Source organism: Pedobacter miscanthi, from assembly GCF_003315595.1.
Taxonomy (GTDB): Bacteria; Bacteroidota; Bacteroidia; order Sphingobacteriales; family Sphingobacteriaceae; genus Pedobacter; species Pedobacter miscanthi.
On sequence record NZ_QNQU01000016.1, the window covers coordinates 26,238 to 43,282 of the forward strand.

General features: G+C 37.7%; 20 protein-coding genes. 5 read left to right on the forward strand and 15 right to left on the reverse strand.

The window, feature by feature from the left end:
- Positions 1-8: 8 nt before the first annotated feature.
- From hemH to DRW42_RS18050, 9 genes are all read right to left on the reverse strand, one after another.
- A complete protein-coding gene (gene hemH / locus DRW42_RS18010; protein WP_113950223.1) occupies positions 9-1,019 on the reverse strand; it encodes a ferrochelatase in 1,011 nt (336 codons plus the stop codon).
- Positions 1,020-1,224: 205 nt separating this feature from the next.
- Positions 1,225-1,899, reverse strand: a complete 675-nt coding sequence (locus tag DRW42_RS18015; RefSeq protein ID WP_113950224.1) for a fatty acid desaturase — start codon at positions 1,897-1,899, stop codon at positions 1,225-1,227.
- A gap of 175 nt (positions 1,900-2,074) precedes the next feature.
- Positions 2,075-2,926 (reverse strand): 4-hydroxy-3-methylbut-2-enyl diphosphate reductase, encoded by an 852-nt coding sequence (locus tag DRW42_RS18020; RefSeq protein WP_113950225.1) that lies wholly within the window; start codon positions 2,924-2,926, stop codon positions 2,075-2,077.
- Positions 2,927-2,942: 16 nt separating this feature from the next.
- Positions 2,943-3,224: a Txe/YoeB family addiction module toxin gene (locus DRW42_RS18025; protein ID WP_113950226.1), complete on the reverse strand. Its 282-nt coding sequence runs from the start codon at positions 3,222-3,224 to the stop codon at positions 2,943-2,945.
- Positions 3,206-3,412 carry a DUF2683 family protein gene (locus DRW42_RS18030; RefSeq protein WP_113950227.1) on the reverse strand — a complete coding sequence of 69 codons (207 nt, stop codon included), beginning with the start codon at positions 3,410-3,412 and terminating at the stop codon, positions 3,206-3,208. The genes DRW42_RS18025 and DRW42_RS18030 overlap by 19 nt, the downstream gene beginning before the upstream one ends.
- Positions 3,413-3,444: 32 nt before the next feature.
- On the reverse strand, positions 3,445-4,119 hold the full coding sequence (locus tag DRW42_RS18035; protein ID WP_113950228.1) for a carotenoid biosynthesis protein: 675 nt from the start codon (positions 4,117-4,119) through the stop codon (positions 3,445-3,447).
- Complete coding sequence (locus DRW42_RS18040) at positions 4,089-5,186, reverse strand: glycosyltransferase family 2 protein (protein ID WP_113950229.1); 1,098 nt, start codon at positions 5,184-5,186, stop codon at positions 4,089-4,091. Before DRW42_RS18040 ends, DRW42_RS18035 begins: the two co-directional genes overlap by 31 nt.
- Entirely contained in the window at positions 5,183-5,806 is a 624-nt protein-coding gene (locus DRW42_RS18045) for a 1-acyl-sn-glycerol-3-phosphate acyltransferase (protein ID WP_113950230.1), read from the reverse strand. Before DRW42_RS18045 ends, DRW42_RS18040 begins: the two co-directional genes overlap by 4 nt.
- A gap of 279 nt (positions 5,807-6,085) precedes the next feature.
- A complete protein-coding gene (locus DRW42_RS18050; protein ID WP_113950231.1) occupies positions 6,086-6,592 on the reverse strand; it encodes a phosphoribosyltransferase family protein in 507 nt (168 codons plus the stop codon).
- Positions 6,593-6,783: 191 nt separating this feature from the next.
- On the opposite strand from DRW42_RS18050, the gene DRW42_RS18055 reads away from it, so the two are divergent.
- Positions 6,784-7,488: a head GIN domain-containing protein gene (locus tag DRW42_RS18055; RefSeq protein ID WP_113950232.1), complete on the forward strand. Its 705-nt coding sequence runs from the start codon at positions 6,784-6,786 to the stop codon at positions 7,486-7,488.
- A gap of 146 nt (positions 7,489-7,634) precedes the next feature.
- On the opposite strand, the gene DRW42_RS18060 is transcribed toward DRW42_RS18055, so the two are convergent.
- From DRW42_RS18060 to DRW42_RS18070, 3 genes are all read right to left on the reverse strand, one after another.
- A complete protein-coding gene (locus tag DRW42_RS18060) occupies positions 7,635-8,048 on the reverse strand; it encodes a hypothetical protein (protein WP_113950233.1) in 414 nt (137 codons plus the stop codon).
- Between the two features lie 130 nt (positions 8,049-8,178).
- Positions 8,179-9,588 carry a 23S rRNA (uracil(1939)-C(5))-methyltransferase RlmD gene (gene rlmD / locus DRW42_RS18065; RefSeq protein ID WP_113950234.1) on the reverse strand — a complete coding sequence of 470 codons (1,410 nt, stop codon included), beginning with the start codon at positions 9,586-9,588 and terminating at the stop codon, positions 8,179-8,181.
- Positions 9,589-9,786: 198 nt separating this feature from the next.
- Positions 9,787-9,897 (reverse strand): hypothetical protein, encoded by a 111-nt coding sequence (locus DRW42_RS18070; RefSeq protein ID WP_025145553.1) that lies wholly within the window; start codon positions 9,895-9,897, stop codon positions 9,787-9,789.
- 199 nt (positions 9,898-10,096) lie between these two features.
- On the opposite strand from DRW42_RS18070, the gene DRW42_RS18075 reads away from it, so the two are divergent.
- From DRW42_RS18075 to DRW42_RS18085, 3 genes are all read left to right on the forward strand, one after another.
- A complete protein-coding gene (locus DRW42_RS18075; protein WP_113950235.1) occupies positions 10,097-11,152 on the forward strand; it encodes a serine hydrolase domain-containing protein in 1,056 nt (351 codons plus the stop codon).
- A 92-nt stretch (positions 11,153-11,244) separates the two neighbouring features.
- A complete protein-coding gene (locus tag DRW42_RS18080) occupies positions 11,245-11,703 on the forward strand; it encodes a DoxX family protein (RefSeq protein ID WP_113950236.1) in 459 nt (152 codons plus the stop codon).
- A gap of 45 nt (positions 11,704-11,748) precedes the next feature.
- Positions 11,749-13,452, forward strand: coding sequence for a M28 family peptidase (locus DRW42_RS18085; RefSeq protein ID WP_113950237.1), 1,704 nt, complete (start codon positions 11,749-11,751; stop codon positions 13,450-13,452).
- Between the two features lies 1 nt (position 13,453).
- On the opposite strand, the gene DRW42_RS18090 is transcribed toward DRW42_RS18085, so the two are convergent.
- Positions 13,454-14,437 carry a virulence RhuM family protein/type II toxin-antitoxin system death-on-curing family toxin gene (locus DRW42_RS18090; protein WP_113950238.1) on the reverse strand — a complete coding sequence of 328 codons (984 nt, stop codon included), beginning with the start codon at positions 14,435-14,437 and terminating at the stop codon, positions 13,454-13,456.
- A 39-nt stretch (positions 14,438-14,476) separates the two neighbouring features.
- Between DRW42_RS18090 and crtD the strand changes: the two genes are divergently transcribed.
- The gene (gene crtD / locus DRW42_RS18095; RefSeq protein WP_113950239.1) at positions 14,477-15,964 is read left to right on the forward strand and encodes a 1-hydroxycarotenoid 3,4-desaturase CrtD; all 1,488 of its coding nucleotides are present in this window, start codon (positions 14,477-14,479) and stop codon (positions 15,962-15,964) included.
- Positions 15,965-16,073: 109 nt separating this feature from the next.
- Here the strand turns inward: crtD and DRW42_RS18100 are convergent, their stop codons facing one another.
- On the reverse strand, positions 16,074-16,577 hold the full coding sequence (locus DRW42_RS18100; RefSeq protein WP_113950240.1) for a shikimate kinase: 504 nt from the start codon (positions 16,575-16,577) through the stop codon (positions 16,074-16,076).
- A 20-nt stretch (positions 16,578-16,597) separates the two neighbouring features.
- Complete coding sequence (locus tag DRW42_RS18105; RefSeq protein ID WP_113950241.1) at positions 16,598-17,044, reverse strand: DinB family protein; 447 nt, start codon at positions 17,042-17,044, stop codon at positions 16,598-16,600.
- Position 17,045: the final 1 nt, after the last annotated feature.

Below are 17,045 nucleotides of genomic sequence, written 5' to 3' on the forward strand. Positions count from 1 at the left end.
ATCTAGAATTATTTAACCATTCCGGCAAGTGCCTCAATAAATACCGGACTATCGTTCAGGCTTTCTACCAGTTGAACGTGTTCGCCGCCTAATGCTTTAAATTCTTCGTGGTACTCTACTGTAATTTCGTAAAGGGTTTCCAAACAATCGGCCACAAAAGCCGGACTAAATACCAGTAAACGTTTTTTACCTTCGCCGGCCAGTTTTTTTAACACATCGGTAGTGTAAGGCTGTACCCAGGGCTCTTTACCTAAACGCGACTGGAAACAAACCGTATACTGATCTTTAGATAAATTTAATTCTTTCGCAATTAACCTGGCTGTATCATGCCCCTGGGCTGAATAACAGAATTTATTGGTATCGTTTAAAGTCTGGCAGCAATCGGCGCTTTTTAAACAATAACTTCCGGTATGATCGCATTTTAACAACTGGCGCTCTGGCAAGCCGTGGAAGCTAAACAATACATGATCATAGCTTTCTACATTATGCTTTCTGGCATTTTCAGCAAAAACTTTAATCATCAGTTCGTTATCATGAAATGAATTCACAAACGATATCGGCGGAACAGTTGGCCATTTACTCACCAGCTCCATTACCAGTTGCATTACCGAACCGGTACTTGCCGAAGCGTATTGCGGGAACATCGGGATGACCTGGATGCTTCCTACCAAACCTGCCTTTAAATTGGCAAGGGCCGATGCAATTGATGGACTTTGGTAACGCATCGCCAGTTCGACATGGTAATCGTCGCCCAATCTTTCTTGCAGCATTTGAGTCTGCAATTTGCTGTAATACAAGAGTGGAGAACCGTTTTCGTTCCAGATTTCTTTGTATAATTTGGCAGTTTTAGGGCTACGGAAAGGTACAATGATTCCTTTTACCAATAATGTTCTGTTCAACTTTGGAATATCGATTACCCTCTCGTCCATTAAAAACTGATCCAAGTATTTTTTAACGTCGGCAGTTGCCGGACTATCAGGTGTTCCTAAGTTTACCAGTAAAATTCCCTTTTTGCTCATTTATACAATATATGTTTTGTGGCGCAAATATCGCCTTTTTATTGTTTTTTACCTATGGTAAAAATGTGATAGGGGACATTTTTTGGTCAAAAAATTCGGCGTTACTCCCTTCCGAAGTCTAAAATGGACTGAGCGAGGGGAAGACTTCGGAAGTCTAAAGAAAAACTGATTCAGTGTCAGATGGTAACATCTGACACCACCGCAACTATTCCTTTACTTTATATAGCTGCCACCAGGGCATACCCGGTTTTTGATGGTGTTCTAAATGATACCCAAAAAAGTAGCAAGTAATAAAAGCGATAAAATGGTTTTTCTGTAAGGTGGTAGAATGGTATTCGTTATCGTGTTCGCCCTTATGCGGTAAATAGGTACCGAAATAGAATAACTGAAAAGTACTTAGTAGCGAAGGCAAAACCCAAAACAATAGTAAATTCTTCTCATCCACCCATATTTTGAGCAGATTATAAGCTATTGCCATAATGACGAGCTGGATGATGGTAACATAATTTAGCATGAAACTAAAATACCATTTCCAAAAACCGTGCGGGGCAAAATCAGGATCTTTTTCGGTATGCACATGGTGATGGTGCTGGTGGTGTTTAGCATATAAGCGGTTATAGAAAAAACCTGCATAGAGAAAAACAACAAGGTAACCTATAAAATTATTGGCTTTTTTGTTTGGAGAGATGGTACCGTGCATGGCATCGTGCGCCGTGATAAACAAACCGGTATAGAGATGCATCTGTACAAAAACCATCAGATAAACCAGGGGATTACTCCAATTGAAATGCCAGTTTAAAAGGAAAAAGAGCGAAGCAAACCAACAGGCAATTACAGCTAAGGCAACCAGGATTCCAGTATGTGGGTTTATCTTTTTCAATTATGGTTTTATTTAGAAGATGAATTTTTAAGTATCCTCACTCGCAGTCGTCATGCTGAACTTGTTTTATTAGCTGCTTTTATATTTTTAAAGGCCTAATAGCTACTACGTGGTCAGCATCTCTTTCGTAATTGAGACCCTGAAATAAATTCAGGGTGACGGCCAAGAGAGAAATCTAATACTGCTCCAGCGCAGCTTTTACCTTCTCCATTAACCACATTGGTGTAGAAGTGGCTCCACAGATACCTACTTTATCGTTTTCGTTAAACCAAACCTGTTCTAATTCTTCAACGTTAGAAATGAAGTAAGAATTATCGTTATGCTTTTTACAAACATCATAAAGCACTTTTCCGTTAGATGATTTTTTGCCCGAAACAAACACAATTTTATCGTAATGGCTTACAAATTCTTCGAGTTCTTCGTAACGGTTAGATACCTGCCGGCAAATGGTGTCGTTAGCTTTTACTTCATAACCTCGGCTTAACAGTTCATCCTTAATGTGGTAAAATTTATCGGTGCTTTTAGTGGTTTGACTATATAGGGTAAACTTTGCAGGAAGTTCTACATTATCGAGTTCGGCTAAATCCTGGAATACAATGGCTTTACCATCGGTTTGTCCTTGCAGGCCAATCACTTCAGCATGACCATGTTTACCAAAAATCAACACCTGCTCATCATCATCATGCGAGTTTTTAATCCTGTTCTGCAGTTTCAACACCACAGGGCAAGAGGCATCAATCAGGGTAAGGTTATTTTCTAAAGCCAGCTGATAGGTTGAAGGAGCTTCGCCATGAGCCCTGATCAAAACCTTTTCGTCGCGTAAATTTTTTAAAACTTCGTGATCAATGATTTTTAATCCACGTTTGGTTAAACGTTCTACTTCTTCATCGTTATGCACAATATCGCCCAGACAGTATAGATAACCTTCGTTATCCAAAATATCTTCTGCCATTTCTATGGCATATACTACGCCAAAGCAAAAGCCTGATGATTTATCGATGTTAACCTGTAAGTTTAAATTGCTCATTTGTTTTTAGGATTAGTTATTTATCGCCATAATGTCCCTTTGCAGAAATTACAAATACTGTAATAATCTCTTCATCGATCCTATAGACTAACCTATCTTTTTTATTTATCTGTCTAGACCAATAGCCTGAAAATCCGAATTTTAATTTTTCAGGCTTACCAATACCTGATGCTGGATGGATACTTAATTCTATAAAAATTTGTTGGAGTTTCTTTATTGAAGACTGATCTCCAGATTTAAGGATGGCAGCCAATTGTTTTTTAGCCTGATCAGTAATAGCTACAAAATACTTTCCCATATATTCTGAACATCCGTAATCCTGGTTAGGCGTCCATTTTTTATATCCTCTTCCCCTTTAGCTATTTCATCTATAAATGCCGGACTGTAGCTTTTTTCTTTTTTAAAAGTCACATTCAACGCTTTTAACACAGCCTCAACTGCCAAAAGTTGTTTTTTAGTTTTAGGCTGTACGATTAGTGTTTCCATGTTATAAAGTTAATTAAAATAACATCACAAAATTAAGCAAAAATATTTGTTCCGGTTGTCATGTATAAGACAACAAAAAAGATTAACTGCGAAACGAACATCACTGTACCGATATACTTCTGCTGTTTTAAACCCAGGGCGTAATAAAATTTCAACAAAATTACTGAAACAATAAACCAGGCTATATAATTTTGAACGGGGATTTCGTGCCAGTCCCAATGCCAGTAATCGAATTTCATGGCCACTGGTTCCAAAAAGAAATCGAGTCCCACCAGTATAAATGCTCCAATAACCGATGCTAAAATACTATTCCTGATTTTCAAACTTTTCATCATCTGCCCAATGCTGAAAATCAGGATTACCCAATTTACACCCATCAGCAAAGGAACCGCAGCAATTTTGTAGCCCAGGGTATCGCCATAATAGTAGCTGCCGAATATTTTTCCGGTATTTACGCCCAGTACTTCTACCAGAAAGCCACAAAGAAAAACGCCTGAAACAAATAACAATAAGCGCTTAACATCTGCACTATAGGCAAAAACAATTACAGCAAACATCAACAGTAAATGGAACGGAACCAGCTTGATAAAATAAGGTTGTGCAGCGGGGATCAAAAAGCCAAGCAGACCAACCAAATGAAAAACGATGATTATTGCGACCGCAATCTTTTTAACCTTTAAATCGTTCTGATCGTTCTGCCCTTCCATGTGCCTGTTTTAAAAATATGCTTCTTTATAGATATAAATGAAATGATCAAGAAGAACAGCATCTGAAACGGATGCAAGACCAGATTTACCAAAACGTTTTGTCCTGATAAATAAGAAATCATAATTCTGCTTAATACTATTAAAGTTAATGGTAATACAAGTAAAGCAACATTAAAGTTTAATATTAAAATTACCGGGCCTATAGTTACCAAAAGCTGGTAAAGTAATAATATTATGATGTTATTACCAAAACCTGCGAGTAAATTTTTACCAAACCCGTTTAGGCTTTCGCCCAGGTTTTTATACATCCTGCAATAGATCAAGCCATTGGCTAAAAGCGCTTCAGTATTAAATTTTTCCTGTTTTACCAGTTTCATAATTTCTACATCCTCTACCACCTGGTTTTTAACACGCTCGTGCCATTGATTGTCTTTATAATTTTTGGCATCAAAAAACATGCACTGTCCGCTTGCTGCCGCAAAAGCCGGATTTTTTGAAAGTTTAACCAAACGCAAAGGCAATAAATTTAGCAGGATGAAATGCATCAAAGGCACAGTTAACCGTTCTCCTATCGATTTCATGGTTTGATTGGTAAAAACACTCAAAAGTGCAAGATTTCCAATTTCCATCCTCGCAATTAAACTATTAATCAATCCTCTTTTAACTGATTCGTCGGCATCAACAAACAACAGGTATTTCCCGGTAGCCAATTCGCTAAGCTGATGGCAGGCATAGTTTTTACCCAACCAGTTTGGGGGAAGTTCTTTTCCCTTTACGACCTTAAAATGTGGATTAGAAATGCAAAAACTTTCAACTATCGAAAAAGTTTCATCAGTGCTGTTATCGTCTAAAACAATCACTTCATAATTGGCATAATCCTGTTCTTTTATCGAGATGAGCAATTCTAAAATATTATCTGCTTCATTTCTGGCAGGAATAAGAATGGAAACTTTATCCTGATAGTGTTTAATTACACGCGGCAACTTCGGATTGGAAAGAAAATTAAAAACGGTAACCGAAAACCTGATGACGAGAAAAATTAAAACTGCGTAAATAAAAATGGTCATTCGATAATCTGATTTTGTTTAACAAGCGATTGATCGTAATGTTTATTATAGGCACTTTTCAGTAATTGTAAGCTAACATATTCTTCATTCTCCCAATGCTGCAGATAGGCGTAGGCCGATGGTTTTCTCTTTGCAAAATAATCGATAAAGGTGGCGGCAAAAATAATGTCAATTTTTTTCTGGCTTGCGTTGATCATCTGCATTACTCCTTTCTCAAAACTGATACCCTTTAAATGGTTGGAATATAATTTGCCCTGTGGAAATACGAGTACAAGATTTGCAGGATCATCCAGCAGTTTACCGGCATAATTTAAAGTATCCAATACATCTCTGCCTTTATTTTCGGCAGCAAAAGCACCGAGATATTTCAGAAAACCCACTTTATTATAGTTCTCGGCATTTACCAATACATGAAATTGTTTTTTAAATACTTTTTTGTTGATGTAAAAGAGGAAAAAACCATCCCACCAGCTAAAATGATTGGCCAAAACCAATACAGAAGCATCAGGTTTAACCTCTATCTGATCATAATTAAATGCTGCAAAATCTTTTTTGATGATCAACTGAATGTACCAGGAAAAAAATTTAAAGATCAGATTATTTTTTCGGGGATGGTACATGTTGGGAAATTGCAAAAAATTGGGCTTAATTGCAAATTTTGGTACAGTTGCAAATCCAAAAAAGCTATCATTAGATAGTTTTCATTAAAACGGGTCGTCATCTCGACTGAAACGAAGTGGAATGGAGAGATCTATCAAGACAGATTTCTCGGCTACGTTGCACTCCGCTCGAAATGACGGTAACTCGAGGGAAACTGTTTAATTATGAAGATTTCGATTATAGAAAAAAATTTCCCATCCCACCTCTTCCATCTTACATCATCCATCTTACATGCTCTTTTAGCTCAAATAAACCCTGTCTTCTTCGCCTTCTACATCCATTACCACATCAACATGTTCTTTTAGGATCGTGGCCAGTTCTAGACCTACAAAATCGGTGGCAATCGGGAAAATTTTATGACTACGGTCTACCAGAACAACGGTACGGATTTTTTTATGCGGAGTATTTAAGAAAACACCCAATCCATAAGCAAGCGTTTTGCCGCTATTCAGCACATCATCAACGATAATAATGACCTTGTTTTTCCAATGGCTTTCGTCTAGATCAGTTGAAGCAACCAATTTGCTGCTTTCTTTTTGCAGATCGATTCGCAGTAAGGTTAATTTAAAGCCAGAGATTTTTTTTAGTACTCTCTCCAACCTTAAAGCTAACTTATAGCCACGATCCCAGATACCGGCCAGCACAATTTCTTTTTCGTTCAGGTTGTCTTCCAAAATCTGATAAGCGATGCGGTCTATTTTCTGCTGAATCTGTTTCTTGTTAAGAATAAGTAATTGCGATGCCATTGTATAAAAAGGATTGAATACAAAAAGAACGATTTTAAGGATGAAATTCAAACTATTTGAAAAATAATTTCGATTGTTTGCAACGTTTCGTGTAGAGATGCGTCTAATGAATAACCAAAGCACAGAATCATGAAACATCTTTCTTTGTACATCCCTGAAGATACTTCAACATCATTTAACAAAATACAATTATGAAAATCTTTATTAAATCATCCGTTTTTTTATTTATAGTGGTTACCAGCTACATGAGCAAGGCGCAGGAAACCAAAAACTACAGTGTAAAAAACTTTAACAGCATAGGTGTAAGCAGTGGAATAGATTTATACTTAACTCAGGGCAATAGCGAGGCAGTAAGTATAAAATCTGATGCTGAAACCTTAAAAGATATCGTTGTTGAACAGAATGGTGAAAACATCAACATTAAATTCAAAGATGGCTTTAAATGGAGCGGCGTTTTTAAAAACCGTGTAATTAAAGCTTATGTAAATTTTAAAACCTTAAATACACTTGCAGCATCGGGTGGATCGGATGTTTTTACACAGAACCAGATTAAAACCGATAAGCTTGCCATCCGTTCTTCGGGCGGGTCTGATTTAAAATTAACGGTAATCTGTAATGATTTATCTGTGCAGTCGAGCGGTGGCAGCGACCTGGATCTGAAAGGCAAAGCCCAAAATATGACGATCCAGTCAAGCGGTGGTAGCGATGTTGATGCCTACGAACTGATTACCGAGTATGCAAAAGTTCAGGCGTCTGGTGGTTCTGATGTAAATGTATATGTAAATAAAGGTCTGGAGGCTGCAGCAAGTGGTGGCGGTGATGTAAGTTATAAAGGAAATGCATCACTTAAAAAAACATCTAATTCGAAAAGTGGTGATGTGCACCACGTAAATTAAGAACTTTAGTTTAGTTAATAATAACTCGCCGTTTTGTGGATGCAAAACGGCGTTTTTTTTTTATAAAAGGATTGCACAGATAGTAATTCTTTATACGCATAAACTTCCGACTTTAGACTAAGGCCTGTGGACTTAAGGACTAAAGTCTACCCTCTACCTTTTTTGTACGGATAATATATAAAGTTGGCGCCTTCTGGAACAATTACAAATACACACATAAAATCTTCTGGCTTTTTGTAAACCTTTAAAAACGATTCTTTTTTCTCCTTGTTGATGATTCCTTTTTCTATAAATTCTTCTAAAGTGGAAGCCTGGATGGTCCATTCGGTATTGAGTTCTTCTTTATTCAGGATCATTTCGCCAATATTTACCTCATGCTGGTGCGCAATAAAAATCGGGTAGGCCGAAATGCCCTCAACCATAATTTCTATGGCCACCTCTTTAACTGCATCAGCGTAAAACGCTAAGTCTTTCTCCAAACTCACCAGCGGACTTTCCTGTTTTTTCTGCGGTTCTCCGCTATCTTCCGGTGTTGCGTGTAATAATTCTTCTCTATCCATACCTTAAATAATAATTGAATTTTTGAATGAGAATGATTGAATGTTTACAAGCGGTTAGCCCATTCTCTAATTCAATCATTCCCTCATTCAGCCATTCTCTAATTCTATCATTCAGTCATTTAATCATTTCTTATTTCAACCTTAACAATACTACATTCTCTACATGCTGTGTATGCGGGAACATATCAACCGGTTTAATGCGAACAACATCGTATTTTTCTTTTAACAGTTCCAGATCACGTGCCTGCGTAGCTGCGTTGCAACTTACATACACAATTTTCTCCGATTCCATTTCCAGCAAGCGTTGTACCACATCTGCATGCATACCTGCACGTGGTGGATCGGTAATGACCACATCAGGTTTACCATGTGCCAGAATAAATTCTGAAGTAAGAATATCCTTCATGTCTCCGGCATAAAAGATCGTATTATCAATCCCGTTCAGCTCGGAGTTAAATTTTGCATCCTCAATAGCGGTTGGCACATACTCTACTCCTACCACCTGTTTTACATTTTTTGCGATAAAATTTGCGATGGTTCCGGCACCTGTGTATAAATCGTATACCAGTTCATCGCCTTTAAAACCCGCGAAATCTCTTGTGATTTTATAAAGTTCAAAAGCCTGTTCAGAATTGGTCTGGTAAAAAGATTTTACCCCGATTTTAAACCGGATACCGTCCATTTCTTCGAAAATATGATCGCGACCGGCGAAAACCACCACATCCTGATCAAAAATAGTATCGTTTTTCTTTTGGTTAACGATGTATAACAATGAAGTAATCTGCGGAAATTCATTTTTAAGGAATTCCATTAAACCATTAACCTGTGCCTGCTCCGGATAAGCAAAAACTACGGCCACCATCACTTCACCAGTGGTAGAAGTACGGATAATCAGGTTGCGTAAAACACCTTCGTGATTACGGAGATCGTAAAACGACAAACCATTTTCCAACGCATATTTGCGAACGGCATTTCTGATCGAATTAGAAGGTTCGTCCTGAAGATAACAATGTTCGATATCTAAAATTTTATCGAAACGCAACGGTACGTGAAAACCCAATGCATTCATATCGAAATCTTCATCGCGTTCTACATCGGTTTTCTCTAACCAGCGTTTGTTCGAAAAAGTAAATTCGAGCTTATTGCGATAATATCTGTTCTTTGCCGAACCTAAAATAGGCTCAGTACCCGAGGTATCGATTTTGCCCAGGCGTTGTAAAGCAGCCTCAACATTTTTTTGTTTAAATTTTAATTGCGAGTCGTAACCCATATGTTGCCATTTGCAACCACCACAGGTTCCGAAATGAGGACAAAATGGATCGGTACGCAATGCCGATTTTTCGTGCAGCTGTTCAATTATGGCTTCAGCAAAATTCTTTTTCTTTTTGGTTAAGCGTACATCTGCCACATCGCCGGGAACAGCTTTATCAACAAAAATCACCAATTCGTCGGCTTTACCAACACCTTTTCCTTCTTCAGCGATATCGATTATATGTACATTTGGAACTATCGTTACCGTACCTGGTTTTTTTCTACTCATTATTTTGCAAAGATAAGGCAAAAGCCTGAAAGACTAAAGCTGAAAGGGAAAAGTAAGAATGAGTATAAATAACCTGCTTGAGAAAGGCTGAAGGTTGGAGGCAGAAAGCAGAAAGGTTTAATATGCCAATAGAAAAAAATAGACAATATCAACCTGATCGAACTAGATTTGTCCGTTTTAAAATTCAGATTTTAAAAATTATTTTCCAAAAAATTTAAACGCGGCTCCCCAGAAACCATCCAGCCAGTTAAATTTTAGGTCAAATTTTTCATCTACCTGTACTGAAAACTCTAATATTTCTTTGCTCATGATAAAAAACCTATCTATTTAAGCAATAATACAAAATTTATACCAAAAACCAAAACGGTACAAATTAACTTTATGTTAATTTGTACGTGGAATAATCAAATCGGCCTGATTAATTTTGAAATTTGATTGTAACTAATTTAATAGGCACTATAATGTAACGAATAAACTTTCACCATGTCTTAAAAACAAATAAAAGTCTATGAACAAACATTATAAAAGTACCACCGTTATTTTTTTAATCACATTTTTAACAGGACTGCAAACATTTGCACAAAATAATAGAGCAGCGGCCTTAATAAATACCTTTTTAGAAGAAGCAAATCGATCAGGTGTTTTCAATGGAAACATATTAATTGCCGATCATGGAGAAGTAATCGTCAGAAAGGCAATCGGATATGCAGATGCATCAAAAAATATTCCCCTTACCACATCATACCGCTTTCACATCGGGTCTGTATCAAAAGAATTTGATGCAGTAGGGATCATGATGCTTCAAGAACAGGGTAAGCTCAGCATAAATGATAAAGTATCTAAATTTTTCCCAGAGTTACATGCCTGGGCAAAAAAAATAAGCGTCAAGAACCTATTGCAGTATACCAGCGGATTACCAGATATTAAATACCAGACGGTTCATAGTGATGCTGATAACTGGAAAGATCTCCAAAGATTACAAAAACTGGATTTCGAGCCTGGAATCAGTTATGCTTATAATAACAACAATACTTTTTTACGCAGACAGATCATTGAAAAAATAACAGGTATCTCTTTTAACCAATTCGTACTGCAGGATATGCTCAAAGTGGCAGGTATAAAAAATGGTGTATTAGATCCTTCTGAAACCGACTCATTGATAGCCAGATCTTTCAATAATGACTTTAAACAGGATGGTTTGGAAGTACCTATTTCTGGTTGGACATGTTTAACGATAGACGATCTTTACAAATGGTCGCAGTGTATCAACAATTTTTGCCTGATCAACCCCGCATCAACGCACAAAATCATTACTCCAGTTTCCATTGATAAGCAATCTGGCCTGGGTGGTGGCAGGATGAAAGGCAACAGGGTTATCACACATACACACGATGGCACCGCTTTACATTACCAGGCACTAGAACTAACTGACGCGACCAAAGGAAGGGCCATTATCATCCTTTCTAATCAAAGGCAGGGAAATGTTTATGATATTGCAACTGCGATACAAGCAATTTTAGATAATAAGCCTTATCAGGCATTATCAAAAAACAGCTCTAAATAACTAACATTCAAAACAATAAGGTTTCATTATTTGATTTTATGATATAATTCCGTAACTTAATATATCATTCACATAAAAAATGGAGGTTCACTATGAACGTTATCCGTAAAATTGAACATTGGGGAGATGTTCATCACTCAAAATGGCTGGATTATCTGCGCATTATCCTTGGCCTGGTCATTTTTGGAAAAGGTGTTTCTTTTATCAGCGACACATCTGTACTTCAGAATATGATCACACAAAACAATGTATTTGGTTTTTCAGGAGTACTGATCAGTGTAGCCATCCATGTTGTTGCTTTTGCACATCTGGTTGGTGGTATTTTAATTACACTAGGGTTGGTAACCCGCTTTGCGGTGGTTATACAGATCCCGATCTTGCTGTTTGCCGTGTTTTTTATTAACCTTACACCAGGTTTCTCTACACCAAATTCTGAATTATGGTTTTCGGTGCTGGTGTTGTTTCTGCTTATCACGTTTTGGGTGGTTGGATCTGGTCCGTTATCGGTTGATGAAGGATTAAAAAACAAAACAGGTAAGCGTTACGCATAAGCAAGCTTAAATATTCTTAGTATCTTTCGTTTTTACAGATAAATCATGAAAACGAAGATACTTTTTATACTGCTTTTTGCGGGATTGTCGGGTTATGCCCAGAATCCTACAGACAATTATTTCAGATTAACACGCACTGGTTTCAATGAAAAAAATGCTTATGAGACCACTGGTTTTGTAGAGCAATACTTTCGTGTACCGGGCAATACCGGTTTTAATGCCAGCATCCATTACGTTGAAAATATCCTTAAAAAAGCTGGTTTTGTAGAACAGAAACAAAACGAATTTGAAGCACCTTTAACCTATCGCATCGAAAAAAGAGCGATGAAAAACAATACCTGGGAACCTGTTGATGCCAATATCGATATTGTTGGAGAACCCCAGCCGCTTATTTCTTTTAAAACGAACCGCAACATGATCCCCATCAACTGTGTTTCAACACCGGTTGGTGGAGTTACGGCCAATGTGGTTTTTATTGAGAAGATAAATCCGGCAGAAATAGAAAAAATGGACCTTAAAGGAAAAATTCTGTTTTCAGAGAATAATCCATCACGTTTACTTCAAATCGCAACCAAAGCAGGCGCGATAGGTGTTTTGGGTTATTCGATGCCAAAATATACCCAGCCAGAAATTCATCAAACTTCTATTCAGTTTGGCAGTATGAAAGCCAACAGCGAAGTATGGACTTTGCTCCTTTCTTATACCGCTAAAGAAAAACTAAAAGCAAGCTGTTTAAAAGGTGAGACGAAATTAAAGGTAAATATCCAGACCAAAATCTACCCTTCGGAAGAGTTAACCATTGTGGCAAATGTTAAGGGCAGTGTAAACCCTACCGAGCGTTTTGTATTCAGTGCGCATGTACAGGAGCCAGGAGCTAATGATAATGCCAGCGGAGTGGGTACACTGGCTGAAATGGCGAGATTAACGGCTGAACTGTACCAGGCAAAAAAAATCAGCCCAAAGCGTACTTTAACCTTTTTGTGGGGGGATGAAATTGTATCAACCAGAAGATATATTACCGAAGATACTACCCGTGCTAAAGGCATTTTATGGGGTATGAGTTTAGATATGGTTGGAGAAGACACAAAGAAAACCGGAGGTTCTTTCCTGATCGAAAAGATGCCCGATCCATCCGCCATCTGGACAAGAGGGACAGACAAACACACCGAATGGGGCGCTGGCGATGTAGGTGAAAAAGAACTCTTTCCTCATTATTTTAACGATTTTATTTTCGACATCTGTAAAACACAGGGCAAATTTGCCAACTGGACGGTTAATTACAATCCTTTTGAAGGCGGCAGTGATCATACCCCGTTTTTACAGCATAAAATTCCAGGGTTATTGATGTGGCACTTTACCGATGTATTTTACCATACGGATAACGACAGGATTGACAAAGTTTCGCCAACTGAAATGAAAAACGTTGGCATAAGTGGCTTAACTGCTGCTTATACTTTAATTTCGGCAGACGAGAGTACCGCTACGGCTACCGTTTCGCAGGTTAAAGCCGATGCCTTGGTACGTTTAAAAACCGAATTTGAACTAAGCAAAAAAGCAATAGCCGAAGGAAAAGCTGCTGCAGATGAAAAACACATTATCGAAGTTTGGTGCAAATGGTATGTGGATGCTTTGGCAACCATTAATAAAATGCCGGTAAAAACAGAAACAACAAGGGTTGGTTCGGCAATTAAATTTGCCACAAACGAGATCGAAAAACAAGCTAAAGTGTATCTGGAGGAGTTGAAATAGATTAATTTTTATAGTTAATCAAATTAATAACCACTTTAACCATCATTTCTTTTTCTTTGGGATCGCTCTCTGCTATAAGTAAGGTAAGGGCAACTAATGCATTGTCGGCAACTCTTTTTGTACCGTCTTCTCGATAGAGCATCTTATTTTTATCCAAAAACCAAACGAATAAAAAGGCAGCGATCCGTTTATTGCCATCAGAAAAAGAATGATTTTTAACTACAAAATACAATAGGTTAGCTGCTTTTTCTTCCATACTCGGATAAAGCTCTTCTCCGTCAAATGTTTGATAAATGGTATACAATGAACTTTTAAATGATTGATCCTTTTCATTGCCAAAAAGCTTGCTTCCACCAAATTTTACCCTTAAATCATCTATGGCTTCAAGTGCAGAATCGTAATCTATTTTAAAATCACCCCTATGGCCAGAAACTTCATTTTCTAGCTGCTGATGGTCGTAACGATCAAGAACATCTAAAGCATAAACATAATCTATAAGAATTTTAAAAGTATCTTTTAGCTCATCATTATTAAGCAAGTGGCTATTTTGAACAGCACCAACCAACTTAATGGCCTGCTTCAATTCTATGAGTTGCTGGGTCTGTTCCTGTAATTTTTTATGATTTAAAGCATAGCCTTTTATTAAATAATCTTTTAAAATCTGGTTGGCCCATATTCTGAATTTCGTTCCCTCTACCGATTTTACCCGATAACCTACAGAAATAACTACATCAAGTGAATAGTAAAATGTATTATAACTTTTACCATCCAAGGCAGTTGTCAAGGATTCCTTGACAACTGAATCTTTTACAAGTTCATTTTCATTAAATATATTCTTAATGTGGAGACTTATATTCTGTTTAGTTTTATTAAAAAGCTGTTGCATCTGCTGCTGAGTAAGCCAAACAGTATCATTACCGAAAACCACATCTATTGTCGGCAGTCCTTCTTCATTTTTATAAATTATAATTTCATCTTTAACCATCGCTTTAAGTTAGTAAAATATTTAACCTATTTTCGCATTATGTCTAAACCAAAAGCCATAGTTATCGGTGCGGGTATCGCCGGGATTGCATCTGCCATCCGCCTTGCGGTTAAGGGATACGAAGTTGATATTTTCGAAGCCAATTCAAAACCGGGCGGTAAACTGGGTGAAATAAAAATGAATGGTTTCAGGTTTGATACTGGTCCGAGTCTTTTTACCATGCCACAATACGTGGATGAACTTTTTAAACTGGCGGGTAAAAATCCTGAAGATTATTTTGAATACATTAAACTAAAAGAAGTTTGCCGCTATTTTTATGAGGATGGATTAAAATTAAAAGCCACCGCAGATCTTGATAATTTTGCGAAAGATATAGAAGCAAAAACCAGTTCAACTGCAGCAGAAGTTAAACATTACCTCAAAAAAAGTGAAACCATTTACGAGGTTACCCATCGTGTATTTTTAGAAAGGAGTTTGCACAAGCTTAAAAGTTACCTGCATTGGGATACTTTAAAATCAATTTTCCGCTTTGGCCAGATTGATGCCTTTAGGACACAGGCAAAAGCTAACCACTCATTTTTTAAAGACGAACGGATTACGCAACTTTTTAACCGTTATGCTACTTATAATGGCTCCGATCCCTATCAGGCACCGGCTACATTAAATGTAATTCCACATTTCGAGTATCATTTTGGCGCTTTTCTGCCTAAAAACGGAATGTACAGTATTATTACGGCCCTGGTGAAACTGGCAGAAGAACTGGGAATCAGGTTTCATTATGGCCAAAAAGTTGAAGAAATTTTATACACCAATAACGGTAAACCCAAAATACAAGGGGTAAAGGTTAACGATAAAAACTACCAGGCAGATGTAGTGGTTTCTAATCTCGATATCTGGTTTACCTATAAAAACCTGCTTAAAAACCTTCCCGAACCTAAAAAATTATTAAACCAGGAACGCAGCAGTTCCGCCTTGATTTTTTACTGGGGTATGGATGGCAATTATAGCGACTTAGGCCTGCATAACATCTTTTTCAGCAAAGATTACCAAAGTGAATTTAATGCCATCTGGAAAGATAAAACCATTTGCGCCGATCCTACCGTTTACATCAATATTACCTCCAAACATATTAGGAATGATGCACCGGCAAATAGTGAAAATTGGTTTGTGATGATTAATGTGCCAGCCAACAACGGACAAAACTGGGATCAATTGATTAAGGAAGCCAGGGCAAATATTATTAAAAAACTCAACCGTATTTTAAACCGGAATATAGAAAAAGATATTGTTTCCGAACAAATCCTTGATCCCAGGAGCATTGAAAGCAAAACGGGCTCCTACCAGGGTTCTTTATATGGAAATAGTTCGAATAACCAGTTTTCTGCTTTTTTAAGGCACCCTAATTTTAGTTCGAAGGTTAAAAACCTATACTTCTGCGGAGGTAGTGTGCATCCGGGGGGAGGAATTCCTTTGGCGTTATTGTCGGCAAAGATAATAGACGACGATATTAGTTCAGTGGTTCATTAGCCATTGGTTTATTGGTTAACTGTTTACCCTTCGACTACGCTCAGGAGGTTAACTGACTCAAGCACTGGCGAAATAAGTCGACTAAGGACTGTGGACTAAAGACTGTGGACTAAATAACCCCCTTAATCGCTTCTTCCAGCTTCTCTCCATCCAGATCAAATGCATCTACAATTATTTTTGCCTGGGTGTAAAAAGGATCACGTTCCTGAAGTTTTTCTTTTATAAAGACCAAAAGTTGTTCATCATCCAGATCTTTAATCAAGGGACGTTTTTGGCGATTATGTAAACGCGACACCAAAGCTGCGGGTTCCATTTGCAGGTATACGGTTTCGCCATGTGCGTTCATCCATTCCATATTATCGAAAAAACAGGGTAATCCACCACCGGTAGCCACCACACAAGTTTCGGGATAATCGTATGTTTTAAGCATTTCGCTTTCGTAATCACGGAAACCGCTTTCTCCAAATTCGGCAAAGTATTCTGCTATGGTTTTACCTGTTTTTGCAACAATTTCGGCATCCAGGTCAATTACGGGACAATCTAAACGATGCGCCAGTTGTTTCGCCTTGGTGCTTTTACCGCAGCCCATATATCCGATAAGGAAAATTTTCATCTGTGTTTCTTATAGCCGACCTATAATAAGTGGTCGCGTTTTAACATAATATAGTCGGTTACAGGTGGCGTAAAACCTGCCTTTTTCAACAAAGTTACAACCTGTCCGCGATGATAGGTAGAATGATTAAATAAATGAAATAAAATTTCATCTATACGGTTTTTATATTGATCACCTCTCGAATTACTATACGAAATTATTTTGTCCAGAGCACTTTCGTTCAACACTGCCCTAATCAGTTTAAAATTATCAGCAGAAAGGCTTTCAAAATTCTCTTTTGGGTGGATATCCCAAACACCATAAAGCGGCTGTAACCCCGAAATGCGTTGTGCCCAGATATGTTGCGCATTAAGCACATGACTGAACAATCTTTCTGCTTCAGGCAGTTTTATAGTCGCCTCTTTAAATATTTCGATAATCCGGCTATCCGCAAGCTCGGTATAACTGATGATTTCTTCTTCCTGCATT